A 26,039-nucleotide genomic window follows, 5' to 3' on the forward strand; every position below is an offset into this window, starting at 1 on the left:
TATCCACGCGGCCTACACCTGCATGCGCATCACGTCCTGGTAGGACTCGAGCAGCCGGTTGCGTACCTGCAGCATCAGTTGGAACGCGATCTTGCTTTCCTCCAGCCGGATCATCACCTGGTGCAGGCTCTGGACATTGCCCACAGCAAGGTTCTGCATGTCCTGCTGGCTGACCAGCAGAGACTGGTTGACCTGCTGCAGCCCGGCGCCCACCATGCCGCCGAACGATGCCTGGCTGGTACGTGCCACCGAGGTTGCCGCTGGCTCGGCCTGCGCTACTGCCGGCGACACGATCGCTGCAGCGGCAGCCGCTACTTCGGCCAATGCGGGGATCGTCATACGTTGCCTCCAATTTCCAGAGCCTTCATCGCCATCGAGCGCGCCATCGTCAGCGCTGCCACATTGGCCTCGTAGGCGCGCGTCGCGGCCATCATCGTCATCATCTCTGTGGCCGTATCGACGCCCGGGTAGGCGACGAAGCCCTGCGCGTCGGCGTACGGATGTCCCGGTTCATATGTCCTGCGTGCCGGTGCGGTAGTGGGTTCCACCCAGGCACCCGGCGCGGCCAGTGCGCGATCGACCATCGCGTTGAATACGCCACCGTCCGCAGACACGGAACTGGCCATCTGCGGCGTGCGCGCGTAGGAAACCACCCGCATTGGCTGGAAAGCCGTGCCGTTGGCACCTGTCACCGTACTGGCATTGGCGAGGTTGAGCGTGGAAACGTCCACGCGCATGCGCTCCAGGCTCATGCCCAGTGCGCTGACGGCAAAGGATTGTTGGTAGTCCATGTCGGGTGTCTATCGTTTGCCGTCGGATGCGGCACTCGCGAGAATCGAGAAATGCTTGTCCAATGCGGAGGCCAGCGCCTGGTAGTGCAGCGCGTTCTCCGACATCGCCGCGACTTCCTGGTCTGGTTGTACCGTTGCTGCCGCACCGCTGGCATCGAATGCGGGCTGCAACGACATACGGACAGCGAACATGGATGCCGGATCCGTCGCGGCTGTTGCCTGGCGTACGGCGCCGCCCTCGATCCGCGCCGCGAAACGCAGACGCATCGGCACGTAGCCCGGCGTGTTGGCATTGGCCACGTTGGCCGCCAGCACTCGATGCTGCAACGACGCAGCGTCAAGCGCCAGCGACAGTGCCGCTGTGGTGACCCCTTCGATTCCTGGAACCATCGTCCACCCCTTTATCGTTAATGTCCTTCAGGCAGTCACACCGGCTCTGCCTCCGATGCCTTACTGCACCACCAGTTCGGCGTGCAGCGCTCCCGCCGCCTTGACCGCGCGCAGGATCGAGATGATGTCGCGTGTATTGGTCTTCATCTGTGCCAGCGCCTGCACCAGATCCGCCACCGTGTTGTTGGTGGCCGCAACGAATGCCGGTGAATTGCGCTCTTCCACATCCACCCGCGAGTTGGTCACGATCGCCGTGCGGACGCCCGGGTTATAGCCATAGCCGACGAACATCGGTTGCGACGCCGTATGGTCAGTTACGATGGAGATCTTCAGGTCGCCATGCGAAATGGCCACCTTGGCCAGTCGCACGTCGCCGCCAGTCACCACGGTGCCGGTACGCTCGTTGATCACGACTTTCGCGCGCCGGTCAGGCTCGACCGTCACGTTCTCCACGCGCGAGAAGAATCTGACCGCATGGCCGCGCTGCGCCTCGGGAATGTTGATCTGGATGCCGGACGCATCGCGAGCCTCCGCCAGCGCGGCCCCCAACTGGGCATTGATGGCGTTAGCCACCCGGTTCGCCGTGGTGTAGTCGGGCTCAGACAGGACAAACGTGATGTTCTGGCGCGCGTCCACCATGTTGGCATCCGTACCCACTTCCACAGTGGCTCCCGCGGGAATCGCCCCCACGGTAGGATGATTTTTCTGCACGACGTTGCCGTTCGCATCGTATCGGTAGCCACCAACCGACAATGGGCCTTGTGCCAGGGCATAGATACGCCCGTTGGGCGCCTTGAGTGGGGTCAGCAGCAGCGTGCCGCCAACCAGGCTGCGCGCATCTCCCGCGGAGGTCACTGTCACATCCACCGTGTCACCTTCGCGTGCAAACGTCGGCAAGGCGGCAGTCACCATGACCACGGCGACGTTGCGGCTTTGCACCTGCTCGGGCGCGATTGTCATGTTGAACTGCGAGAACACGTTAGCCAGCGCCTGCTTGGTGGAGCGATTGGTGGGCGCGTCACCGGTACCGGCCAGGCCGGTCACGACGCCGTAGCCCACCAGGGCGTTCTCACGCCAGCCCTGCAATTTCCCGAGATCCTTGACGCGGACAGGAGCTTCGGTAGCCGCATGTGCCGTGGCAGCCAGAAACACAATGCCAAGCAGCATCACGCCCCACAGATTGGCCAGCGGGGAAGTCACGATGTTCTTCATCACAGCCCCAGAAAATCCAGCGCCTTGCGCCACCAGGCGCGCGTCTGCCGTTCGGAGAGATCGCCTTCCCCTACATAGGTAATCCGTGCGTCGGCGATACGCGTGGACAGTACGACGTTGCTGTCGGAGATATCGAGCGGACGCACACGACCTTCGAGATTGATGCGCTGCTGCTCGCCATTGATTACGAGCGATTGCTCGCCACCCACGCGCAGATCGCCGTTGGGAAGGATCTCCTGCACACGCACCGTCAGCAGGGCCAGGACCTTGCCCGCGCGGCTGGTACGGCCCCCGCCGTCAAAATCGCCGGCGACGCTGAGATTAGCGGCGAATGGCGGCGTACGCGTCACCGTAAGGTTGCCGCCTACATCATTCTTGCGCCGGGTAGCTGTGTCGGCATTGGCAGCGGCCGACGCATTCTCGTAGACCTGAACGGTAATGACGTCATCCACGCGGAATGCCTTGTTATCCGCGGTGAGCGGGCGAAACCGTTGCTCACTGAACAGGCTTTCTGCGACGGCTGGCAGACTGCTGGCACACAGCAGGACAGCCACGCCGCAGGCCGTTGTCGATCTCAACAAGAAGCGCTTCATGTTCATGCTCGGCATGTCCTTCACTGAACGAGTTCCACGGTGCCATCCTCGGCGACGCGCGCCAGGACAGGCGCGTTACCGGCGGGCATGCGCACCTGCACCCGGCCGCCGGGCCAACCATCCTGCAGCACCTCGGCACGGCCCTCCAGCGCAATGGCACCGATCTGGCTGCGCAACGTCACCATCTGCCCGCGCGCCACCGCCGGCACGGCTTGCACCGCCGCTTGCAGCAACGGTGTGCCGGCCAGCACGTTGTGGCGTATCCGCGAGCCGTCAGGAATGACCGCCACAGGCGCGCTGCCGAGCCGGGCGATGTCGACCTGCTTGCGCTCGAAGTCGTCGGTGCGCAGTGCATTTCCGGCGCGGACGTCGTGGCGCGCCACCCACGCATCCTGGTAGACATTGACATCGAAAGCGACGGAAACCGTGCGGACGAAATCCCCGGCCACCCAGATATCGATCCAGACAACCATACGTCGAGTGGCCAGTTGGTTATCGGGAATCTCCCGCGGCCGCAGCTCAAGGCTGCCCGCCGGCACGGCAAGCGCCTGGATATCCTGCGCTGCCGATGCCGCAAAGCGTGCGTGGCGCGCCTGCAGCCAGGATTCGAGGCGCTGGCGGGCCGCTGCCTGGATCTGTTCTCCCGAGAGTGCCTGCATGGCGCGTTCGATGCGCACCCGCGGCGCGCCTTCCCACACCACGGCATGCTCTGGGAGCTTCACGTGTGTCTGCACAAAGCGTGCAAGCGTCTTTGCATCCACCACCACGGCCTCGCCGGTACGCGGTGCAGGCCCGATCGACATCGACATCAGTTGCCGCAGCGTATTGAGATCCTGCGTGCGCAGTTGTGCCACATCGCCCAGCGCCACGTCGGCACGATGCACCTGTGCGCGTTCGGGCAGCACCACATGCACACCGGGAGCGGCCACGGCCATGCTGGCCCCCAAGCAGGGCAACACAAGCAGCGGCAGCAGGGATCGAAGCACGCGTCGCATGGCTATGCTCAACGTCGCAGGTTGTTGATCATGCCGAGCATTTCGTCCGATGCCTGGGCAATCTTCACGTTGGCTTCGTACGCGCGCTGCGCCACCATCAGGCTCACCATCTCGTCTACGAGCTTGACGTTCGACGATTCCACAAAGCCCTGCTGGATCTGCGACATGCCGTCATCGCCAGCGCGCATGGCGATGGGCTCGCCGGTGTTGTCGTTGGTCCGATAGAGGTTGTCGCCCATCGGCGTGATAGCGGATGCGTTCGGGAACTTGACCAGTTCCAGCTGTCCGGCATCGGTGGCCGTGGATTGCCCACTCACACGCACCATGACGTGTCCGTCGGCTGTAATCGTCATGTCCGTCGCGTTCTCGGGGATGGCAATACCGGGCTTGAGTGGATATCCACCCAGCGTGGACAACATGCCATCGGGATTGACTTTCAGCGTCCCGCCTCGTGTGAAGGCGCGGCTACCGTCCGGCATCTGCACCTCGATGAATCCCTGTCCTGCGATGGCGATGTCGTACGGCGAGTCGGTCTTCTTCAGGTCGCCCACATCCAGCACGCGGCCCATGCTCGCGACGCCAACGCCCATGCCGGTACGTGTGGCGGCGCCCAGGCCCGCTACGGCGTCGATGCCGGTAGAGGCCAGTTGCCGGGTCTCTTGCGATACCAGATCGGTAAAACTGACCCTGGATTTCTTGAACCCGGGCGTATTGACGTTGGCCAGATTGTTGGCAATCGTGTCGACGTTGGTCTGCTGGGACTGCATGCCGGTGGCGGCGATGTGGAGTGCATCAAGCATGGCGCGCGTATCTCGTGGTCGTGTTCAGGGTCGTGGTCATTGGCGTCCGGCGAGGCTCAGCCCTCGCCAAGTTTGCGGATAGCCTGTCCGACCATCTCGTCGTAGGCCTGGGTCATGCGCTGCAAGGATTCGAAGTGGCGCATTGTTTCCACAAGCTGTGACATCTCGGTCAGTGCGCTGACATTGCTGTTCTCGAGGTAGCCCTGGCGAACGCTCTGGGTCGTATCGGGCGACAGGGTCATGCCCTCACCCTGCGCCCAGAGCCCGTCGCCCAGGCGGCGCAGCGACTTGGGTTCGGCAAATGTCACCAGCTTTAGCTGGCCAACCACGTTGCTGCCCTCGCGGATAACGCCGGCCTGGTCGATCTTCGGATTGGAAGTGGTGAGCACGATCTCGCCCCCCCGTCCCATCACCGCGTTGCCACTCGCCGTCACCAGGCGGCCTCGCGTATCGAGCCTGAAGTCGCCATTGCGGGTGTAAGCCGGGCCCGAATCGGTGGCAATCTCGAAAAACTCGGAACCGGTCAGCGCCACTTGCAGGCTTGCACCCGTGCTGCGCAGGGTGCCGGCACGCGTATCGGACACGGTAATCGGCGCGAATCGCGCCGCCGAGCCAGGCGCCATCGATGCCCCCGGCACGCCGCTCGCATGGCCGGCTTCCACTTGCGCGGAAAACGGCATCGCCGACGAGCGCGGCAAGGCGCCCACCTCGCGGCGGTATCCCGGCGTAGACGCATTGGCCAAATTCAGCGCGATACGGTCCAGCCGGTCTGCATCCGTTTGCAATCCGGTAAGGGCCACGGCCAGGGTTTGTTGCACGATCTGCTCCTTCGTATTAGAGACTCACGACGCCAAACGACTTCAGTTCCACCGCGTGTGGCACCTCGGCCATCGAGATCACGCGCAGGTGCGGCAGCACGCGTTCCGAAAGGCTGCGGACATGCCGCCGCAGTTCGGGCGCGCATAGCACCACGGGCAGAAGATTGCTTTTCATCATTTTTTCGGCATGGAAGACCAGTCTCTGGATAAACTGCTCGGCCATGCGCGGATCGAGCACGAAATGTCCGCCGGCCTCGGCCGACTGCAGGGTCTGCAGGAAGCCTGCTTCCATCGCGGCGTCCAGCGTCAGCACCTGGAGTGCGCCGGCATCGCCCACCAGTGCCTGGCAGATGGCAGGCCCCAGGCGCTGGCGCACGGCCTCGGTCAGCGTCAGCGGATCCTTGGTCGCGCGACCCGCGTCGGCAAGGGTTTCCAGAATCGCCTCGACATGGCGGATGCTGACCTTCTCGCGCAGCAAGTGCTGCAACACCTTCTGTACGTCTCCCAGTGACAGCACTGTGGGGATCAGTTCCTCGACCAGCCCCGGATGATCGTCACGCACGCGCCCCAGCAGGCGCTCGGCCTCGGCGCGCGTGAGTAGCGTCGCCGATTCACGGCGCAGGATTTCCGTCAGGTGCGTGAGGAACACCGTCTGTGCATCGACCAGCGTAAACCGGGCCGCGATGGCTGCCTCGCGCTGCCCAGCGTCGATCCACAGCGCCGGCAGCCCATACGTGGGGTCCTTGGTTGGCTCGCCTGGAATCGCGCGAGTGTCCCCAGACGGATGAATCGCCAGCAGCTGCTCCATCCGTACCTCGGCCTTCGCCCGCACCACGCCGTCGATCTGGATCTCGTACTGATTCGGCCCCAGGCGCGCACCCTCCCGAAAGCGCACCGGAGGCAGCACGAGGCCCAGATCCTGTGCATGCTGCTTGCGGAACAGCGCGATGCGCTCCATGAACAGCCCACCTTCCTGGCTGACCAGCGGCAACCACGCGGTGCCGACATGTACCTCGATCGGCTCGACGGCAAGCGAAGCGTAACCGGCGTCGTCCTTGCCGCCGGACGGCGTCTCTGCAGCGGCATCCGCTCTTCCGTCTTCGTGTGCGGCACGACGTTTAATACGGGCAGCCAACAGCGCAACGCCAACGACGAGTACCAAAAGCACGAGTACCGGCAACGACGGAATGCCGGGCAGCAGTACCAGTCCGCCCAGCGCACAGGCGACGAGAAGCAGCGTCTTTGGGAACGACGTGATCTGGCGGAGCACCTCGTTGCTGAGGTTGGCATCCGACGCCGAGCGCGTCACGATGATGCCGGTGCCCACCGCTATCACCAGGGCTGGAACCTGTGTCACGATGCCATCCCCGATCGTGAGCAGGGTGTAGGTCTGCAAGGCTTCGGACCAGCGCATACCGAACTGCATCGTCCCGATGACCAGGCCGCCGACGATGTTGATCAGCATGATGATGATGCCTGCAATGGCATCACCCTTTACGAACTTGCTCGCACCGTCCATTGCGCCGTAGAACGCTGCTTCCTTCTCCAGGTTCTTCCGCCGACGCTGGGCTTCCTCCTGGTCGATGAACCCCATGTTCAGGTCGGCATCGATACTCATCTGCTGGCCGGGCATGCTGTCCAGCGTGAAGCGGGCCGCGACCTCGGACACCCGTTGCGCACCACTGGTCACGACCACGTACTGCACGACGATCAGGATCAGGAAAACGATCAGCCCGATCACGTAATTGCCGCCCACTACATACGAACCGATGGCCGCGATGACCTTGCCGGCATCGGCATCTGCCAGGATCAGCCGCGTTGCTGCGACGTTCAGCGACAAACGGAACAGCGTGGCAATCAGCAGCAATGACGGGAATGTGGAGAACTCCACAGGCCGCGCCATGTAGAACGTGAGCAGAAGAATCAGGAACGCGAACGAGAAGTTCGTGAGGATCAGGAAATCCAGCAGTCCGCGCGGAATCGGCGCGAACAGCACCAGCAAGATGCCAAGTACGAGGCCAACCAGCAGTACGTCTCCCTGGCCGGACAAGAGTTTGCGCCAGTTACTCATGACGTCGCGCCTCCTGCCGTCATCGCATGCGCCGCCTGCCGCGAACGCTGCATGGCCAGAACCCAGACCATGATTCGCGCAAGGTCGGCATACAACGCGGGCGGAACATGCTGCCCGATCTCGACCTGTCGGAACAACGCTCGCGCCAATGGCCGGTTCTCCACGATGGGCACGCCATGCGAACGCCCGATCTTGCGGATGGCAAGTGCAAGTGTTCCAGCACCCTTCGCCACCACACGCGGCGATTCCATCTCGCCGTGGCGGTATTCAAGCGCAATGGCAAGGTGAGTCGGGTTGGCGATGATCACGTCGGCGCCGCCAGCGTTGGAGGCCGCACCGAGCTTCCTCGCCATCTTCTGGCGCAACTCGCGCTGACGTTGTCGAATGCGCGGGTCACCTTCGCGCTGCTTGTGTTCGTCCTTGACTTCGCGCTTGCTCATGCGCATACGCGTGGCGAACTGGCGCCGCATGAACAACAGGTCCACCGCGGCAATCAACGTCAGAATGATGACCACCCGCATGCCGATGGCGCCAATATCATTGAGCATGGTTTCCACATAGCGGCGCGGCGGCAGGGCCGCGAGATGGTGGAATTGCGGCAGAAGGTCTACGAGGGCATACCACACGACGAGCGCCAGCAGCGCGAGCTTCACACAGGAACGCAGCGCCTGGAACAGCGTCCGCACGGACAGAAGCTGCTTGAGCCCCGTCACGGGGTTCAAGCGGTTCCAGTCGGGCTTCAGGGCCTTCGGCGCGAACATCGGACCGGTCTGCAGCACATTGCCCACGATAGCCGCCACCATCACCGTAACCAGGAATGGCATCAGCGACCACACCAGGTGGTCCAGCGTCGTGGACACCAGCCCCATGATCTGCGCGCTGTCGTGCGACATGGCGGCCCGCTGCAGCAACGCACTGTCGAAGCGGAATTCATGCAGGATGCCCTCCAGTCCTCGCGCATGCAACGTGGCGATGACAACGGCCATGACCAGCGTGCCGGTCACCTCCTGGCTCTTGGGCACCTGGCCCTGTTCGCGCGCCTGCTCCAGCTTGTAGGCCGAAGCGGCTTCGCTCTTATCGAAGTCTTCGTCGGCCATTATCGGAACAATGCCTCCCAGTTGTGAAAGACAGCATTGAAGATACGCGCGACGTAGTCACCCGCCGCGCCAAGCCAGACCGCCAGCGCTCCGAGACCCACGATGACTTTGATCGGCATGCCGAGCACGAACATGTTCATCTGCGGCAGGTTGCGCGCCAGCAGCGACAATCCCAGTTCTACAAGCAGCAGGCACGTCACAACCGGCGCCACCAGCGCGAAACCCAGCACGAACATGCCGGAAACATGGCGCAGTACAACTGGAAGGCTCTGCTGAATGGGCCACGGCGCGCCGAGTGGAAAGTGTTCGAAGCTGTATGCCAGCGCGCGAAGCAGCGTATGGTGCGCGTCCAAGGCAAAGAAGCAGAGCACCGCCAACTGCGTCATGGCGCCCGTCAGCAGCGGCAGGCTTTGCCGAGTGGCTGGATCGAACAACTGCCCCATACCGAATCCGATCTGGATGTCGAGCACGCGACCGGCGACGGAAAATGTTGCGAACGCCAGCAGGATGCCAAGACTGAGCAGAACACCTATCGACACCTCCAGGCAAGCTGCGCCAAACAACGACGCGAGATCTGTCTGGCCGCGATAGCTGGTCGTTGGTAGCGCCGCCGACATTGCCGCCGCAATGCCCAGCACTACGAGCACACGAACGACGGCGGGCATTGGAATAGCCGATAGCACGGGAGTCATGGCAAACACCATGCCAATGCGGATGCTGACAAGCAGCGCGGATACGGCCCACGGGCCATAGGAGAGGCTTCCCACCACGACGTCTGCCGGACGGTGTTAGAACAGGGTGGGAATACTGGTCCAGAGCTGCGTGCAATAGCTTGTGAGCTTGCGCAGCATCCACGGACCCAGGGCGATCAGGACGATTCCGGAGGCGATAAGCTTCGGAACAAATGTGAGAGACATTTCCTGGACCTGCGTCACCACTTGCAAGAGGCTGATGACTAGTCCTACCGTCATGATGACTGCGAGCAGTGGCAAGCAGACCGTCAGGCCCGTCCACAGCAGGCCCGACATCATGCGTAACGCGAGATCCGCATGCATAGCGACCCAACCCTTCTTTTTTTTGCCGATTCGGCTGTTTGTTTTTTGTTATTCCCATGCTTGCGCACCCCTTCCCAAGGGGTTGTCTGCGCAAACACATTCCAGACATCGTACATCCGCAACGCGGCCGAATTGTGCGACCTGGCGGTTTGGAGAACAAGCCCAACTTTCTTGGGGTATGCCTCCAGAAAACCATGGAGGGTCTTAAAGCCATTAAAAAAGCACTATTTGCGGCCGATTTGCTGCCATGAAATTGGCAATTGACGTTTTCTTGCCACAATTAGTATCTTGGATCGTTTATCACTTTTATCGCTTACACCAATAGTCGACTGTTGGCAGCACACCACGCTCGAGCGCCGTTACCAATACGCAAAAAATGAAGACCGCTCCCATCCAGGCGAGCGGCCCTCCGGAGAACCAGTCTCCCTGAAGCTGTTGTGACTTGACTTAGAGTTCGATCACCGGCGCATGCACCGGAGCAATCGACTCATGCGTCGTCTGCGTGCGTTGCGCGGCCTTGTGGACCATCGTATAGGCGTAGTCGATGCCCATGCCGTAGGCGCCCGAGTGTTCCTTGGCCAGGCTCGTCACGGCGTCGTACGTTTCCTTGTTCTTCCAGTCACGCTGCCATTCGAGCAGCACTTGTTGCCACGTCACCGGCACCACGCCGGCCTGGATCATGCGCTGCATCGCGTAGTCGTGCGCTTCCTTGGTCGTGCCGCCCGAAGCGTCCGCCACCATGTAGATCTCGTAGTCGCCTTCGAGCATGGCGCACAGGGCAAACGTGGTGTTGCAGACTTCGGTCCACAGGCCGGCGACGACGATCTTCTTGCGGCCATTCGCGGCCAGTGCGTCGCGCACCTTCTGGTCGTCCCAGGAATTCATCGAGGTGCGTTCGAGCGTTTCCTTGCCGGGGAACACGTCGAGCAGTTCGGGGTAGGTATAGCCGGAGAACGATTCGCTCTCGACGGTGGTAATCGTGGTCGGCACGTCGAAGATCTTGGCTGCCTTGGCCAGGCCCACGACGTTGTTCTTCATGGTCTGGCGGTCCATCGACTGCACACCGAAGGCCATTTGCGGCTGATGGTCGATGAAGATCAGTTGGCTATTGCGCGGGGTCAGGACTTCCAGCTTGGCGTTGTTGGCGTTCGACATGGTGATTCTCCGGAATAAAAGGTATTCAATAAGTTTGAGGTTTTATCGGGCAGCGCTGGCTTGGCTTCGTTGCGTTGCTGCGCTGTCCATGGGTTGAACTATAGCGGTGGCCCCGCCGTAGAAAAACGGGGGTTCGCTGTCATAGTTGTTCAAATTTATTGAAATAAGGAATCGGAGGATTTCCGTAGGGAATGAAGCGGATGGGATTCCTGCGCCCGAAGTCGCGCGCCGCTACGCGGGAGCGATTCGCTAAGCGCTTGCAGCGTCGTTGATGATTTGATCCACCGACGTCACGGCAGCGATGGCCGTGAGGTTTTTCATCGACCTGCCGTGGTCGTCCTCGCTACGCGCGGCACACGCATCCTCGACGATCACCACCTGATAGTCCCGGTCATGCGCGTCGCGCGCGGTGGACTCTACGGCCCATGTGGTGCTGACACCCGTCAACACCAGCCGCTCGATATGGTTCGCACGCAAGATCGCTTCGAGCGGCGTGCCATAGAACGCGCTGATGCGATGCTTGACCACCACGTGGTCGCTCGCCTGCACATCCAGCCCATCGACAAACGCCGTACCCCAACGCCCAAGCGCAAGCGCGCCCGCCGTATGCGCCTTGCCGAAGAACGGCGACGCCTTGGGCTGCTCGGCATATTGCGCGGTGAAACCCACCTTCACGAAGATCACCGGCCATTGCCGAGAACGCGCTTGCGCAATCACCGCATTCACGTTGCGCAACAGGTTGCGATCCTGCGCGTGGGCCGCCGTACCGCCACCGGCGAGCTTGCCCTGCGGATCGACGATGTCGTTGATGACATCGAGCACGATCAATGCAGTCTTCATCGGCGCTCCTTCAGTCGTCGCTCTCAGTCTTCGCTCTTGTATCGCGCATCGAGTTCGTCGTACAGGGGCTTCCGGACCAGCCGCTGACGCTCGTTGAATGGCACGACAATCGCCGGGTTCTCGTCCATCTGTCCGTTCGACTTCAGCATGCCCAGCGCCTGCTGCATACCGCGCACCGCGCCCTGCAGCGCCGCATTCGCATAGAGCACCAGGCCATAGCCGAGCCCTTGCAGCGCATCGCGCCCCTGCACGGGTGTCTTCCCGCCAATGACGATGTTGATCAGCAACGGGGTCTTGAACAACTGCGGCAATCGCTGGATATCGGGCAACCCTTCGATGGCCTCCAGGAACAGGATGTCCGCACCCGCCTCTGCAAAGCGGTGCCCGCGTTCGATGGCATCCTCGATGCCATGCACCGCCGCCGCATCGGTACGCGCGATGATCTGGAAATCGGCATCGTCGCGTGCATCGGCAGCCGCGCGGATCTTGGCGGCCATCTCGTTCATACCGACGACATGCTTGCCGGCAAAATGCCCGCACTTCTTCGGCATGACCTGGTCTTCGAGCTGGATGGCATCGGCGCCTGCCCGCTCCAGCGTGCGCACGGCATGCTGGACGTTGAGCGCATTCCCGAAGCCAGTATCCGCATCCACGATCAGCGGCAGCGCCACGGCGTCGCGTACACGCGCCGTGTGTTCGGCGATATCGCTGAGCCCGATGAAGCCGAGGTCCGGCAAGCCAAACGACATATTGGTCACGCCAGCGCCAGTCAGATAGACCGCCTGGAACCCCAGATCCTCGATCACGCGCGCACTCATGGCATTGAAGGCGCCCGGCACCAGCACCGCTTGCTTTGACGCCACAAGTTGCCTGAACGCCTGTCTGCGCGCAGAAGTGCTGGATGTCATCGCTCGTCTCCTGTGACCCCGCTTGTGGAGGATCTTCACCGAAGATAGGCGCCCGCATGGGAAGGTCAAGCCGTTTCTATGCGGATCAACCGATGGGCCCACCCGGCCATCCACCACCGAGCGCCTTGTACAGGCGAACCCGGCCGATTGCGGTCTTCGTGCCGCTTTCGACCCTGGCGGACTGGGCCAGCAATAGCGTGCGCTGGACATTGAGCACGTTGAGGTAGTCGATAGCGCCCTCCTTGTAGCGTTGTTCCGCTACGGCCAACGCCTCGCGATTCTGCTCGACAGCCTCGGTGAGATGGCGATGCTCGCGCTCCTGCGCGGCGTAATCGGACAGCACGTTGCTCACCTCATGCCAGGCCAGCAATACGGTCTTGCGATACGCAATCGCAGCCGCTTGCTGCTGCGCCTTTCGCAAGGCCAGCGTGCCGACCAGCCGCCCGCCCTGGAAAAGCGGCAGGTAGAGGCTTGGGCCATAGGTCCATTGCTGCGCGGCCCACGAGCCGAAACTCGAACCATTGAGCGTCTGATAGCCGTAGTTGGCACCCAGCACGACGCGTGGATAGAAGTCGGCCTTGGCGGCGCCGATCTCCGCGGTGGCACGATGCAGATCGGCTTCTTTCATGCGGATGTCTGGACGCCGGCGCGCGATCTCCGACGGAATACCCACGGGGATTTCGTGCGTGTCGTCGTTGGTACGCGACGGAGATTTCAGCAGCTCGTCATCCAGCGTGCCGGGCGCCTGGCCGACGAGCATCGCCAGCGCGTTCAGCAAACGGACCTGCTCGGCCCCAAGCGCCTCCATCCGTGCGCGAACCGTACTGATCAACGCTGTGGCATTGTGTACGTCAAGACGCGTAGTGACGCCGTTCTCGTAGCGCGAGTTCACCAGGGCGAGGCTGCGTTCCGCGATCAGCAGGCTTTCGCGCGTGACCGATAACTGCTCACGCACGCCCTGCAGCTTCAGGTAGTCGGAAGCCGTCTCCGCAGCAACCGAGAGCAGCACGCCATCCATTTCAGCCGAGGTCATCGTGACTTCGGCCTGCGCGGCTTCGATCCTGCGTCTGACGTGCCCCCACAGATCGACTTCCCAGCTCAGGTCAAACGCCGCGCCCCACAGCTCATAAGGCGATTTCCCATCGCGCCCGGAAGGATCGATCCATCCCTTCTCGCTCTCTTCCGCGCGACGATAGGAGGCACCGACCCCGACATTGGGAAACTGCGATGCACCATTCACTTTCAGATGAATGCGGCTTTGTTCCAGACGGTTGCTCATCGCCAGGACGTCGAGGTTGCCCGATACGGCGCGCTCGACAAGGCTTGCCATTTCCGGGTCATCGAACGTCCGCCACCAGTCATGCGCCACGTCTCCCGCGCCGCAAGTCGGCGCACCGCATTGCCAGGACGCCGGCAGTTCCGCGGGCGGGGCCACGAAGTCAGGCCCTACCGCGCATCCACCCAGTGCAATCGACAGCAGGCACCCGCCCAATCCTTTGCGCATCCCCATCTCAAACCCCGTCCTTCGTCTTGACACTGACCACGACGGACATGCCGACGCGAAGCAGGTCTGCGTCGACGCCAGGTTCGTCGAAACGAATTTTCACCGGCACGCGTTGCACGACCTTGGTGAAGTTGCCAGTGGCGTTGTCAGGCGCCACCGGCGAGAAACTCAGACCCGTGGCAGGCGCCACACTGTCAAGATGCCCCCGGAAGGATTTTTCCGGATTGCCATCCACCTGGATGGTCACCGACTGGTGCGGTTTCATCCGCGCCAATTGCGTTTCCCTGAAGTTCGCCACCACGTAGATATCGTCGAGCGGCACGATGGCCATCAAGGGCGTGCCGGCTGACACGTAGGCACCTACCCGGGCAGATCGCTGCCCCACCATGCCATCGAACGGCGCCACGATGTGCGTGTACGAGACATTGAGCACGGCTTTCTGAAGCGTCGCTTCATGGCGTTGCAACTGCGCCTGCGCGGCTTCGAGCTGCGCGGTCAGCACCATCAATGTTCTGGATGCCGCCTCGCCCGACGCTACGTCGCGGTCCCGGTTCGCACGTGCCGCACTGAGGTCGGCGTCGGCGCGTTGCCACTCCTGCTGGGTACCAGCGCCGGAACTGGAAAGATTGCGATACCGCTGCGCATTCAATTCCGTAAAGCGCAGGCTTGCTTCGCTCGCGCGCACGCTGGCGCGTGCCTGTTCGACGAGCGCGCGCTGCCGGGCAATGCCCGCTTCCAGGTTCTTGATATCGGCGCGCGCCACGGCCACATTCGCCGTGGCCTCGGCCTTTGCCGCCAGATAATCGGCGGCATCGATGCGGGCCACCAGTTGGCCGGCCTTCACGCGCTGGTTGTCCTGCACCAGTACCTCGGTGATCTGACCCGTGACGCGTGGGGACACATACACCGAATCCGCACGGATGTAGGCGTCGTCGGTGCGCTGTTGCCGCCCGGCGTCAAAGATGCGAAAGCCGGCGTACAGGGCACAGGTCACGGCGGCGGCGCCGATCAGTGCATAGAAGATTCGGGGAGAGTGGCGAGGGACAGTCATGATCTGACGGGAGATTGAGGCGGAAAGGCACGAACAGGAACAAACCAGAGCACAAGTGCCATCAGTGCAATGACGAGGATCAGCGCGAGGAAGGTATCGGCATAGGCGAGTACGAACGCCTGTTGTCTTACCTTTTCCGCAAGCACGCGAGCCGGTATCTGCAACGGACTCGCGTACGCTGCGGTCATGGCGTGATCAAGCAGGACGTTGGCGTGGAAGTGCTCGCGCCAGGTGACGAAATTGCTGAAGGCCGCGGCGGCTACCGTCGATGCCAGCGCACGCATACTGTTCACCATGGCGGACGCGAACGGTCCTTCGGCAGGCGCCACCACGCCAGTGGCCATCATCAGCAGCGGCACCACCACCATGGGCTGCGCCACGGCATGCATGAGCTGGAGGACGAAGAACTGTTCGCGAATCCAGTCCGGGGTGAGATATGCGCCCGCAAGGCAGGCCAACGTCATCAATGCGAGGCCGGTAGCGATCACGTAACGGCAGTCCACCGTGCGCCGATTGACGATGAAGGCGACCAGCGGCGACAGCACAATCTGCGGTACGGCAATCAGCAGGGCCAGATCCATCGTCTGCACGGGACGATAGCCGTGGATACGCGCGAGGTATGCGGTGGGCAGCGCGCTGCCGGCGAACGTTGCGCACACGAACAGCATCAGCGTGGCAATGCCATAGGCGAAGTTTCGCCGGCGCAGCAGCCTGAACTCGAACAACGGTGCGGGGTGGTGGAACTCGTGCACGAGGAAGGCCAGGAGACTCGCGGCGCCGCACGCCGACAGGACGCCAATCAGCGGCGAGGCAAACCAGTCCAGCCGTTCTCCGTGCGCCAGCGCGAGCGTCGTGCACGACAAGCCCGTCACGCCGAGCAGTGCGCCCTTCCAGTTGAATTTGCGAATGCGGTCAAGATGCACCGGGTCCTGTGGAATGCCATGCCAGATCAATGCGGCGGACAGCAGACAGAGTGGCATGAACTGCCAGAACAGCAGCCGCCAGTCCGCGCTTTCGGTCCAGAACGCGACGAGCGGCATCGTGATGTTTGGGCCGAACGTCGAGGTCAGCGCATACGCCGACAACCCGAAGAGCCGGTAGTGCGCGGGCAGGAAGCGCAGCGCTGCCGTCATCAGCATCGGCGGCAGGCAGCCACCGACCAGCCCTTGCAGCACACGCAGCAAGAGCAGGATTTCAAAGTTCGGCGCGAACGGGCAGAGCACGCTGATCAGCCCGAACAGCAGCGTGGCTCCCGTGGCGAAGCGGCGCATCGAAAAGGTGTTCGCCAGCCAGGGTGCCAGCAACATCGCCGAGACTTCGGCGGCTGCATAGCTCGACGACAGCCAGATCCCTTCGTCGCGGCCCAGACCGTAGCCGCCCAGGATATCGGAGAGGCCAATATCGCCAGTGCGGTTGTTGATGCCGGACACGAGCGCGGCAATCAGCACGCCTTTGAGCCCGATGCCGAGCCGCAATGAAAACGGGGCATGAACGGGCGCGGCGCCGCCAGTCGGGGCGTGCGGGGACAACGTGGAGGAAACACTCACGGCTCAAAGCGCTGAAGTTGGAGATGGAAGCAGTCCGGCTGACGAACCGGTCGCACGACGATGGGATGCAGCAATCGCGCGACCGGACGGCCGATGGTCAGGCGCGCGAAAGCGGCTCCAATACTGGCGGCCGTTGCAGCTCGGTCGAGGCCGCATCGAAGATATCGGCCCGGCTGCCGTTACGCGGCGGATAGATGCGTTCGCGATTGATGACCTGCTTGGTCTGCTTGGCTTGCTCGCCAATGGCGACGACTTCGCGGTCCCACCCCTGGGCGTACACCGCGCCGGCCGGACCCAGATCGATGATGTTCGTGTACCAGTCGATATGCAGCGGCAGCAGATCCTCGCCAAACAGTTCGCATACGACGTTGTGACCCGCGTACCGCCCCATCGGTCGGGCGTGCTGGCAAGACATCACCGATGGATGCTCGCCATCGATCAAGGCGTGCGCCACATCGCCTGCCGCATACACGTCGTCCATGCCTTGCACGCGCATGTAGGCATCCACCATGAGTCGGCCATGCACGTCGCGCTTGCCGCTAAAACATGTGGTCAGCTCGCTCGCACGCATGCCCGCGCACCAGACCACGGTGGAGGTGTCGATATGCTGCCCGTTGTTCAACGTCAGGCCGTAGCCGCTCAGGGACTTCACCGTCGCGTGCGGGAACAACTCGATCCCAAGCTCCCGACAGCTTTGCTCGATCACTGCCTGCGCGCCACCGAGGTGGCCAGCGATCTTCTCGTTGCTATCGACCAGGATCACGCGCACCTGCTGCGCGGCGTCGGGGATGCCGCTGGCCACCGCGGCTGCGCGCAACCGCGCCGGCAGTTCGCAGGCCAGTTCCACGCCCGTCGCACCCGAGCCCACCACCACCGCCGTGTACTGACCGGGATAGGGCGCGCGGGCATGCAGCGATGCGATGTGTTCCTGCAACCGATGGGCTTGCGCGTAGGTATCGACATCGAACGAGAAGACATCCACATCCACGATGGGCGGCCGCTCCAGCTTGCTGCCGCTGGCAAGCACCAGCTTGTCATACCGCGTGGTGATGAACTTGCCGTCGGACTCGATCCGGACGGACTTGCCATGCGTGTCGATATCCACCACGTTGCCAATCTGCAGCGTCACGCCGATGGGATCGAGTACCTCTCGCAACGGTACCAGTGTGGCGGCGAGGTCGTCCTCATAGTTGCGTACGCGAATGCTGTGCTGCGCGTCACGATTGACGAGCGTGATGTGCACAGCCTTGCCCAACGTTTCCGCCATGCGCGCCGCCCCAGCCGCTGCCCATAACCCGGCGAAACCGCCGCCGACTACCACTATTTCCTTCACGTCAGAATCCTCGCTATTCGGGGGGCCGAAACCCCTGATTGACTGTGCCGATCGACCCAGCAATAATGCGAGCAATCGCTCGTCTTTTCAACTCGCGTTCCGACCATGGCCCGACAACCCGAGACAACACCCCGCAAAGCCCCGCGCCAGCGCCGTTCCATGGCAATGGTAGACACCATTCTGGAAGCCAGTGCTCGCGTTTTGATGGAGCGGGGATATGCCGAAATGAGCACGAATGCAGTCGCCCAGCAGGCCGGCATCAGCGTCGGGTCGCTCTACCAGTACTTTCCCAACAAGGCGTCGTTACTCACCGCGTTGCATCAGCGACACGGCATCCACATGGCCGAATCGATCGAGAAAGTCTTGGGGGAAGCGCACGAAGAAGGACTGCGCGGCGCCGTCACCAGCCTGATTCGCGCGGCAATGGCTGCCCACGAAGTGGAGCCGGAACTGCATCGCTTGCTGGAGAAGGAGCGCCCGCTGCTGGAAGCCAACATGGGCGCAGCCGGAGATCGCATCCATCGCCATGTGATGGAGTTACTGCTGCGGCACCGCGACGAACTGCGCCACGACGACCTGGACATGGCCGCGTGGATGACGATGAAGATGACGGAAGCGCTGGTGCATGGCGCCGTGCTGGAAGCGGTGGACGGCCAGAACGCGCGGAACGTCGAGGCAGGGATCGTCGACGGGATTCTTGGATTTTTATCGGCGACGCCGAAGCAGGCATGAGGACGCTGGGTCTATAGCGGTTGACAGCGACAGCGCCCCCAGGTAGCCACCAATGAGAGAGGTGCCTCGCAATGGGACTACCAACTCATAGTCGTGTCCCGATGCCGGCGTGAAGGCAGCTGCATCGCCACAGATGTAGCTCCCGTCGACTCGCGCATCGAGTTGTAGCCTCAATGGACGGTTCCCCGTGACATACCGCTCCAAGACGGGGAAAGTTGCACGCGCGCCATAGAACACGCCGGCGAGATCGATTGACATCACCTTGCGCCACTCGTCGACCGACGCCTCGGTGGCCCGGCCCTCGGATGCCACGCCGGCATTCTGGTGACGGGAGGCCTCGTCTTACTTTGGTTTGGATACGTTTCAATGCCTGGCAGATTGCCCAACGGGCACTCGAGTTGAGCAGTCGAGACTAGGGATCGTGAAGCTCGGCAGTTGTCTGTGCCCATACAAGGGCTGGACGATGCCGACCTAGTAGACGGCACGAAAAAAAAGACCCGCCCCGTGTAAATTGGGGCGGGTCTTTCTATAGCGGCCACAGAGCCAATCGTTCCAGGCTGTTTAGCGAGTTTGACAAACGCACAAGCAGCGATTTGCCAACTCGCATTCCCTCAGAACAACCTTGTTTTTACCTCACCACCATCCGCTTACCGCAGATACTGGAACAAATTCATGCCCTGGATCTGCATGAACGATTGCTGCGCGCCTTGCAGTGCCGTCTGGCGCTGGTAGTACTCGCCGATTGCCGCAGCGTAGTCCAGGTCCTGCAGGTTCGACAGCGTCTGCGCGTTGCTCAGGTCGCGGTTCTCGCCGATGGTGTCGAGTGCGTCCAGTTCGTTCATGCGCGAACCCACCGATGCACGTACCGTCAGCACGTTGTCGAGCGAGTTGTTGTTCTGGCGCAGGCCCGTGGCAATCACGTTCTGCAGGTTGGCGTTGGCCGTTTCCGGCGACGTGCCGGAGTTGATCGGCTGCTTCAGTGCGTCGATGACGCTCTTGAGGTTGGCGAACACATCGGCGCCAGCCTGTTGCGCGGGCTCTGCGGACATCGTGTCGCCGTCGGCCGGGGTGCCCTTCACCGAGAACGAAACGCCTGCCACGTTGATGGAACCGCCGTCAACGTAGTCCACCGGGCCGCCGATTGCCGCACCCGTCGTCGCGTTGGTCACCGTGTATTGCATCTTGCCGGTGCCGGCGTTGGTCTGGAACGTGACCGCCAGCTTGGTGCCGTAGAGGGGGTTGCTCGGGTCGGTCACGGACGGCGCGCTGTACGTGGCCGTGCCCGTGTTGGCACTGTTGCCTTTGAGCACGTAGCCGGCGCTGTTGCTCACCGACTGGAATACTTCCGCGCCCGTGTTGCCCGCGGGCATCTGGCGCGACACATCCACTTGCAGCAGCTTGTGGCCGGTATCGCCCTGGTACGTCACGTTGCCGGCGGCGTCGGCCGCGAACGGCACGGTGCCGGTTTTCAGGCCCGCGAACAGGTAGTTGCCCGTGCCGTCGTCGGCATTGGCCAGACCCAGCAGTTGGTCGTACTGGCCTTGCAGCGCGGTGGCCAGCGAGGCGCGGTCGGTATCGCTCAGCGTACCGTTACCGGCGTTCACCAGCAGCGTCTTCACGCTCTGCAGCACCGTGGTCACGGTAGTCAGCGAGTTTTCTTCCAGTGCCAGCGCCGAGTTGGCTTCCTTGCGCGAAGCGGTGTACTGGCCGTTCACGGCACCTGCCTGCGTCACGCCCAGCGCGCGCGTGGCGGCAACCGGATCGTCCGAAGGCGTGAGGATACGACGGCCCGTGCCCAGCTGTTGCTGAACATGCATCAGCAGGGACTGCTGGTTGTTCATCGACTGCAGGCCCTGGCGGTAGAGGGTAGAGGTTGCGACGCGCATTGCGAGGATTCCTTCGGGTTGATCTCAGGGACGGCGGGTAGTGGGCCGCTTAGCGGGCGATGCCGATCAGGGTGTCGAAGACCGTGCTGGCTGCCTGGATGACCTTGGCGTTGGCCTGGTACAGCTGCTGGAACTTCAGCAGGTTCACGGTTTCCTCATCCATGTTCACACCCGACACGGACTGCTGCGCGGCGTAGACCTGGTTCGTGATGCTGTCCTGCGAGGTGGAAGCGATCAGCGCCGACTTCGTCTTGCTGCCCACGTCGTTGACGAGCGTGGCGTAGGCGTCGTTGAAGCTCGACGTGCCGTTGATCGTCTTGGCAGTCTGCAGCTTGGCCAGCAACAGCGCGTTGCCGTTGTCGGACACGGAGCCGGCGTTGTTCGACAGCGTGAACGTGTCGCCATCCTTGGGCGTGCCGCCGAAGCTGAACGTCATGCCGTTGATCGTGTAATCGACGCCCGTGGCCGTGGCGGTGGGCGCCGGCTGCGGTGCCAGCGGCGTACCCGCGGCATCGGAGAAGATGTAGGACGTCGTGGCGGCGTCGTACTTCACCGTCAGCGGTCCGGCCAGCAGCGAGAAGCCAGGCGCCACATTGGTCAGCTTGGCCGTGGCCGAGCCGGCATTGTTCGTGGCGGCGTCGGCGCGCGACGGCGAGGCGGCAGCAATCTTGGCGGGGTCCGTGATCAACGTATCGAAGCCAGCGGCGGCATTGCGCGTGGGCTGGATCTCGAACGAGTCGCTCACCGTCATGGCACTATCCAGATTGATCTGGAAGCCGTCAGCTTCGAGCGTCATCGGATACGTGGCCGTGGCCAGCGGCTGCGTGGCGACTACGGTGTTGTCCGACTTGCGCGTCAGCGTGTAATTTCCGTTGGTCAGACGCAGCGTGTAGTCACTGACCGTCAGGTTGCTCGTGTTCGTGATCGTAGCCTGAACGATGGCGCCCGAGGTGTTCTTCGCGTTGGCAAACACTTGCGCCTTGCCCAGCGCAAACAGATCGGTGCCGATGGCGCCGTTCAGGTCGATACCGAGCTTGTGCTGGTCGTTGAACTTCTGGCCGATGGCCAGCGAGAGGCGGCCGATGGCGTTCTGCGCGGCGTCGAGCGAGTCGGTGCGGAATCGCAGGAAGCCACCGAGCGAGCCGCCCGTGATCGAACCTTCTTCCGCCTCGTACGTGCCATTGCTGCCCGGCACCGTGTAGCCGATCACGGTACGGCTGGGGTCCGATGCCGAGGGAATCGCCTTGATGTCGTACGAATCGGTGCCCAACACCAGCGGTTGACCGTTGCCGACGACCACGTTGTACGTATTGCCGTCCTGGATCACCACCTTGGCGCCGACGAGTTCGGTCAGCTTGGCCACGGCCTGGTCACGCTGGTCGAGCAGGTCGTTCGGCGCCTGGCCGCCCGATGCGGCGGTCATGCGCGAGATCTCGCCATTGAGTTTCGCGATTTCCTTCGTGTAGTCGTTGACCTGCGTGACCGTCGACTTGATCTGCGTATTCAGGCCGTCCTGCAGTTGCTTGAAGTAGTCGCTCGACGACTTCATTTGACCAGCCAGCGCTTGCGCGGAGGACAGCAGGCCCTGACGCGCCGCGGCATCGGCCGGCGTGTTCGACACGGTCTGCACCGCAGCGAAGAACTTCTGCATCAACGGCGCCAGGCCGCCCTTCTGGTCAGCCAGCAGGTTGTCGATCTGCGAGATCTGGTCGGCGTACGTGGCCAGATCCGAGCTGGCCGAGGTGGCGCCACGCAACTGGCCCGTCAGGAAGCTGTCGTACACGCGCTGCACGGTGAGCGTGTTGGAACCCTGGCCGTAGAAGCCCGAGCCCGTGTACTGGCCGCCAGCCGAGGCGATGATCGTGTTCTGGCGCGTGTAGCCGGGGGTGGCTGCGTTGCTGAAGTTGTGGCCCACGGTTGTGAGGGCGTTCTGCGCAACGTTCAGGCCCGACAGACCAATATTAAACAGAGACATGTTCGTCTGACTCCGGATCGAATGGCTAGCCGGCGGCGTCAGGCCGGCGGCGATGGATACGTTGGATAACGGCGCGAAAGTGGCGCGACTTTAGCGCCGCAATTGTGTGAATTTCGTGGTTGTTGTTAGCGCTTACTCTTGACACATCCGAGCGTGCAAGCGGGTACAGCGCGACCGGGTGGTAGCGTTGTCCTTGGAAATTCTGTGGTCTTGCTCCCCTCTCCCGCTGTGCGGGAGAGGGGTTGGGGGAGAGGGCCGGAGGTTCTGCTTGCCAACTGGTGGCAATTTGAACGGCTGGCCCTCTCCCCCGCCCCTCTCCCAGAGGGAGAGGGGAGCAAACAATCGGGAATCAAATGTCTCGACTTCTTACGTCGAAACCTTCTTCATGATCCGCACCAGCTTCTCGCCGTACGCCGGATCGGTTGCATACCCCGCGCGCTGCAGACCATGCGCGGCTTCATCGGCGTTCGATGCCGATACCACGTTGGCATAGCGCGGGTTATTCGTCAGCAGGCGCGCATAGTCGTTGCACGCTTCTTCATAGGAACCATAGGAGCGGAACTTCGCGCGGGTCTTGACCGGCTGGCCATCCACGTATTCCGTGGTGAGAATCTCGGTGGTCGGGCCCTTCCAGTTGGCGCCGGCCTTGATGCCGAACACGTTGAACGAGGTCGAGCCATCGGGATTGCGAATTTCGCGGCGGCCCCAGCCGGATTCCAGCGCGGCCTGGCCGACGATGAGCTTGGCCGGCACGCCCGAGGCGCGCGCGGCGGCCATCGCGGGCTCTGCCATGCGATTCACGAAATTGCTGATGTGTTCGGGCGAATCGTCGGGCAACTGGCCGAGCTGCGACTGTCCGTTGCCCTGCCACTCGGACTGATTCTGATACTGGCGCACACCGGCCGTGGGATTCCATGCGCCACCGGGCAGCGTCGTGCCAACCGGCGGGCCATCGGCATCGGTCGCGCCTCGGCTGTTGAGCATCTGCGCCATCTCGGCATCGCGTACGCTGGCACCTGTAATGCCACCTGCGGCGGCCATTCCCGGCGGCAACTCGGTGCCGGTGGCACGTGCAAGCTGCCGCAGCATGGCGTCTGCCAGGCCGATGCCGCGCGACGAAATCTGCTGCGACATCTGCTGGTCCATCATCGACATGTAGAGCTTGGTCTGCTCGTTGTCGAACAGGCCATCCGACGGCGTGGCATCGCGCATGCTCTTGAGCACCATGTGCGTGAACACAGCCTCGAACTGCTTGGCCGCAGCCTGCAGCGTGGCGGTGGTGTTCCCGGCGCGCGACTGGTTCTTCAGCGCTTCAAACCCTTGCGTGTCGAGGGCGAAGCGCTGGGTCAGATCGCCCGCGCTGCTCGTCGTCATCCCTGCCGCCATCAGATGATCTCCAGTTCGGCGCGCAGTGCGCCGGCCGAACGCATCGCTTCCAGAATCGTCTGCAGGTCCTGCGGCGTGGCGCCCAGCGCATTCAAACCCTTGACCACGGCGGCCAGCGACGCACCTGCCTTGACGATCTGCAACGATCCGCCATCGCGCTTGAGGTCGATCTGGGAGACCGGCGCCACCACGGTCTGGCCCTGGCTGAACGGTGCAGGCTGGCTGATCACCGGCTGCGTATTGATGACCACCGACAGGTTGCCGTGCGCAATTGCGCAGTCTTCCACGGTGACCGTCTGGTTCATCACGATCGATCCGGTGCGTGCATTGAGGATGACCTTCGCGGCGGCCTTGGCCGGCGTGACATCGAGGTTCTCCACGCGTGCCATGAAGCCCACGCGCGCGGCCGGCGTCTGCGGCGTGCGCACCTGCACCACGCGTCCGTCCATGGCGGCGGCAGTGCCCGGGCCAAGGTTACGGTTGATGGCTTCGACCACGCGCTCGGCAGTGCCGAAGTCTGTGTCCTTGAGTTCGAGATTGACGTAGCCGCCCTGCGGCTCGAACGGCGCCACGGCGCGTTCGACGATGGCGCCGTTCGCAATGCGGCCCACCGCGAGCTGGTTGATCTGCACCTTGCTGCCATTGGCCGACGCACCGGCGCCACCCACCAGCATATTGCCCTGTGCCACGGCATAGACCTGGCCATCGGCGCCCTTGAGCGGCGTCATCAGCAGCGTGCCGCCGCGCAGGCTCTTGGCGTTACCCATCGACGAGACCACCACGTCCATCTGGCTGCCCGGCTGCGCATACGGCGCGAGTGTGGCGGTGACCATCACCGCGGCCACGTTCTTGAGCTGCATGTTCTTGCCAGCCGGCAGCGTGATACCCAGCTGCGACAGCATGTTCTGCAAGCTCTGCGTGGTGAACGGCGTCTGCATGGTCTGGTCGCCGGTGTTGTCCAGCCCCACGACCAGTCCATACCCGATGAGCGGATTGTCGCGCACGCCCTGGAACGTTGCCAGGTTCTTCAGGCGTTCCGCATGCGCGGCGCCCGTGCCGAACCCGAACAGCAGGGCCAGCACAAGGCAGGCAAAAGATACCGCACGGCCATAGCGGGAACGAAGACCGGGCGGGTTGCCGAAAAGCGAGCCTGGCATGTTGAGAGGCATCGGAGGCAGAAACATGGCGGGATCAGAACGGTAGGACATTGAGGAAGAAGCGCTGCAGCCAGCCCATGTTTTGTGCTTCGTCGATGTACCCCTTCGCGGTGTACTCGATGCGTGCATCCGCCACCTGCGTGGACAGTACGCCGTTGTCGCCCGTGATCGTGCGCGGATTGACCACACCCGAGAAGCGGATGAACTCCGCGCCCTGGTTGATGGCCATCTGCTTCTCGCCGGACACCACGAAGTTGCCGTTCGGCAGCACTTCAAGCACCGTCACCGTGATGGTGCCGTTGAACGTGTTGGCCGCCGACGCACCGCCGCTGGCCTTCAACGCATTGGCACCGCTCACGTCGGCGTTCTGGCTCGTGCTGAACAGCCCCGCCAGGGCGCGCGGCACCGCATTGAACGCGAGGTTCGTGCTGCCCGTGCGGCTGGCGTTGGTGCCCGAGTTCTTGCTGGCGTTGACGTTTTCCGTGATCACGATGGTCAGGATGTCGCCAACGTTACGTGGCCGCCGGTCCTCGAACAGCGGATTGCTGGCGTACGAGGATGCAAAGATCGAACCCGAAGAGGGGCCCAGCGGACGCGGTTCTGCGCGTGCCGTGGTGGGCAACTGCACGAGCGGCTCCTTGGGCACCAGCGCGCAGCCGCCGCTCGCCAGCGTAGCCAGGGCGACGATGGCGTAGACGACGATTGCACCGATGCGATACTGCTTGGCGGCCATGGTCATTCCC

At 62.9% G+C, this 26,039-nt stretch carries 25 protein-coding genes; 1 reads left to right on the forward strand and 24 read right to left on the reverse strand.

Going from position 1 to position 26,039, the window contains the following annotated elements; genetic code table 11:
- Positions 1-12: 12 nt before the first annotated feature.
- The 19 genes from fliE to GA566_RS24205 all read right to left on the reverse strand — a co-directional run bounded on the left by fliE (position 13) and on the right by GA566_RS24205 (position 18,160).
- Positions 13-339 carry a flagellar hook-basal body complex protein FliE gene (gene fliE / locus GA566_RS24115; protein ID WP_160474246.1) on the reverse strand — a complete coding sequence of 109 codons (327 nt, stop codon included), beginning with the start codon at positions 337-339 and terminating at the stop codon, positions 13-15.
- Positions 336-791 (reverse strand): flagellar basal body rod protein FlgC, encoded by a 456-nt coding sequence (flgC, locus tag GA566_RS24120; protein WP_160474247.1) that lies wholly within the window; start codon positions 789-791, stop codon positions 336-338. Before flgC ends, fliE begins: the two co-directional genes overlap by 4 nt.
- A gap of 9 nt (positions 792-800) precedes the next feature.
- On the reverse strand, positions 801-1,181 hold the full coding sequence (locus GA566_RS24125) for a flagellar basal body protein (protein ID WP_160474248.1): 381 nt from the start codon (positions 1,179-1,181) through the stop codon (positions 801-803).
- Positions 1,182-1,241: 60 nt separating this feature from the next.
- On the reverse strand, positions 1,242-2,393 hold the full coding sequence (locus GA566_RS24130; RefSeq protein WP_160474249.1) for a flagellar basal body P-ring protein FlgI: 1,152 nt from the start codon (positions 2,391-2,393) through the stop codon (positions 1,242-1,244).
- On the reverse strand, positions 2,393-2,992 hold the full coding sequence (locus GA566_RS24135) for a flagellar basal body L-ring protein FlgH (RefSeq protein WP_237380619.1): 600 nt from the start codon (positions 2,990-2,992) through the stop codon (positions 2,393-2,395). Before GA566_RS24135 ends, GA566_RS24130 begins: the two co-directional genes overlap by 1 nt.
- A 14-nt stretch (positions 2,993-3,006) precedes the next feature.
- Positions 3,007-3,981 (reverse strand): flagellar basal body P-ring formation chaperone FlgA, encoded by a 975-nt coding sequence (gene flgA / locus GA566_RS24140; protein WP_160474250.1) that lies wholly within the window; start codon positions 3,979-3,981, stop codon positions 3,007-3,009.
- A gap of 8 nt (positions 3,982-3,989) precedes the next feature.
- Positions 3,990-4,781: a flagellar basal-body rod protein FlgG gene (flgG, locus tag GA566_RS24145; RefSeq protein WP_160474251.1), complete on the reverse strand. Its 792-nt coding sequence runs from the start codon at positions 4,779-4,781 to the stop codon at positions 3,990-3,992.
- A 56-nt stretch (positions 4,782-4,837) separates the two neighbouring features.
- Positions 4,838-5,599 carry a flagellar hook-basal body protein gene (locus GA566_RS24150; RefSeq protein WP_160474252.1) on the reverse strand — a complete coding sequence of 254 codons (762 nt, stop codon included), beginning with the start codon at positions 5,597-5,599 and terminating at the stop codon, positions 4,838-4,840.
- 16 nt (positions 5,600-5,615) lie between these two features.
- On the reverse strand, positions 5,616-7,670 hold the full coding sequence (gene flhA, locus GA566_RS24155; protein ID WP_160474253.1) for a flagellar biosynthesis protein FlhA: 2,055 nt from the start codon (positions 7,668-7,670) through the stop codon (positions 5,616-5,618).
- Positions 7,667-8,767 (reverse strand): flagellar biosynthesis protein FlhB, encoded by a 1,101-nt coding sequence (locus GA566_RS24160; protein ID WP_160474254.1) that lies wholly within the window; start codon positions 8,765-8,767, stop codon positions 7,667-7,669. Before GA566_RS24160 ends, flhA begins: the two co-directional genes overlap by 4 nt.
- Positions 8,767-9,537, reverse strand: a complete 771-nt coding sequence (fliR, locus tag GA566_RS24165; protein ID WP_160474255.1) for a flagellar biosynthetic protein FliR — start codon at positions 9,535-9,537, stop codon at positions 8,767-8,769. Before fliR ends, GA566_RS24160 begins: the two co-directional genes overlap by 1 nt.
- Positions 9,538-9,555: 18 nt before the next feature.
- Complete coding sequence (locus tag GA566_RS24170) at positions 9,556-9,798, reverse strand: flagellar biosynthetic protein FliQ (RefSeq protein WP_237380621.1); 243 nt, start codon at positions 9,796-9,798, stop codon at positions 9,556-9,558.
- Positions 9,799-10,269: 471 nt separating this feature from the next.
- A complete protein-coding gene (locus tag GA566_RS24175) occupies positions 10,270-10,977 on the reverse strand; it encodes a hydrolase (RefSeq protein ID WP_160474257.1) in 708 nt (235 codons plus the stop codon).
- 249 nt (positions 10,978-11,226) lie between these two features.
- On the reverse strand, positions 11,227-11,817 hold the full coding sequence (locus GA566_RS24180; protein ID WP_160474258.1) for an isochorismatase family cysteine hydrolase: 591 nt from the start codon (positions 11,815-11,817) through the stop codon (positions 11,227-11,229).
- Between the two features lie 23 nt (positions 11,818-11,840).
- Positions 11,841-12,725, reverse strand: a complete 885-nt coding sequence (locus GA566_RS24185) for an oxaloacetate decarboxylase (protein WP_160474259.1) — start codon at positions 12,723-12,725, stop codon at positions 11,841-11,843.
- Between the two features lie 85 nt (positions 12,726-12,810).
- Positions 12,811-14,229, reverse strand: coding sequence for an efflux transporter outer membrane subunit (locus GA566_RS24190; protein WP_160474260.1), 1,419 nt, complete (start codon positions 14,227-14,229; stop codon positions 12,811-12,813).
- A gap of 7 nt (positions 14,230-14,236) precedes the next feature.
- Complete coding sequence (locus GA566_RS24195; protein WP_137926470.1) at positions 14,237-15,280, reverse strand: HlyD family secretion protein; 1,044 nt, start codon at positions 15,278-15,280, stop codon at positions 14,237-14,239.
- Positions 15,277-16,827, reverse strand: coding sequence for an MFS transporter (locus GA566_RS24200; protein ID WP_202126860.1), 1,551 nt, complete (start codon positions 16,825-16,827; stop codon positions 15,277-15,279). The genes GA566_RS24195 and GA566_RS24200 overlap by 4 nt, the downstream gene beginning before the upstream one ends.
- Before the next feature lie 97 nt (positions 16,828-16,924).
- Positions 16,925-18,160, reverse strand: coding sequence for an NAD(P)/FAD-dependent oxidoreductase (locus GA566_RS24205; protein WP_137926471.1), 1,236 nt, complete (start codon positions 18,158-18,160; stop codon positions 16,925-16,927).
- A 225-nt stretch (positions 18,161-18,385) separates the two neighbouring features.
- Here GA566_RS24205 and GA566_RS24210 point away from each other — a divergent pair, with 225 nt between their 5' ends.
- Positions 18,386-18,892, forward strand: coding sequence for a TetR/AcrR family transcriptional regulator (locus GA566_RS24210; RefSeq protein ID WP_237380622.1), 507 nt, complete (start codon positions 18,386-18,388; stop codon positions 18,890-18,892).
- Positions 18,893-19,539: 647 nt separating this feature from the next.
- On the opposite strand, the gene flgL is transcribed toward GA566_RS24210, so the two are convergent.
- From flgL to flgH, 5 genes are all read right to left on the reverse strand, one after another.
- On the reverse strand, positions 19,540-20,778 hold the full coding sequence (gene flgL / locus GA566_RS24215; protein ID WP_160474262.1) for a flagellar hook-associated protein FlgL: 1,239 nt from the start codon (positions 20,776-20,778) through the stop codon (positions 19,540-19,542).
- A 49-nt stretch (positions 20,779-20,827) separates the two neighbouring features.
- The gene (gene flgK / locus GA566_RS24220; protein ID WP_160474263.1) at positions 20,828-22,753 is read right to left on the reverse strand and encodes a flagellar hook-associated protein FlgK; all 1,926 of its coding nucleotides are present in this window, start codon (positions 22,751-22,753) and stop codon (positions 20,828-20,830) included.
- Positions 22,754-23,119: 366 nt separating this feature from the next.
- Positions 23,120-24,127, reverse strand: coding sequence for a flagellar assembly peptidoglycan hydrolase FlgJ (flgJ, locus tag GA566_RS24225; protein ID WP_137926477.1), 1,008 nt, complete (start codon positions 24,125-24,127; stop codon positions 23,120-23,122).
- Between the two features lie 11 nt (positions 24,128-24,138).
- Positions 24,139-25,323: a flagellar basal body P-ring protein FlgI gene (locus tag GA566_RS24230; protein ID WP_137926478.1), complete on the reverse strand. Its 1,185-nt coding sequence runs from the start codon at positions 25,321-25,323 to the stop codon at positions 24,139-24,141.
- A 7-nt stretch (positions 25,324-25,330) separates the two neighbouring features.
- Positions 25,331-26,035 (reverse strand): flagellar basal body L-ring protein FlgH, encoded by a 705-nt coding sequence (gene flgH / locus GA566_RS24235; RefSeq protein ID WP_137926479.1) that lies wholly within the window; start codon positions 26,033-26,035, stop codon positions 25,331-25,333.
- Between the last annotated feature and the right edge of the window lie 4 nt (positions 26,036-26,039).

Source organism: Cupriavidus sp. SW-Y-13 (assembly GCF_009793345.1).
Taxonomy (GTDB): domain Bacteria; phylum Pseudomonadota; class Gammaproteobacteria; order Burkholderiales; family Burkholderiaceae; genus Cupriavidus.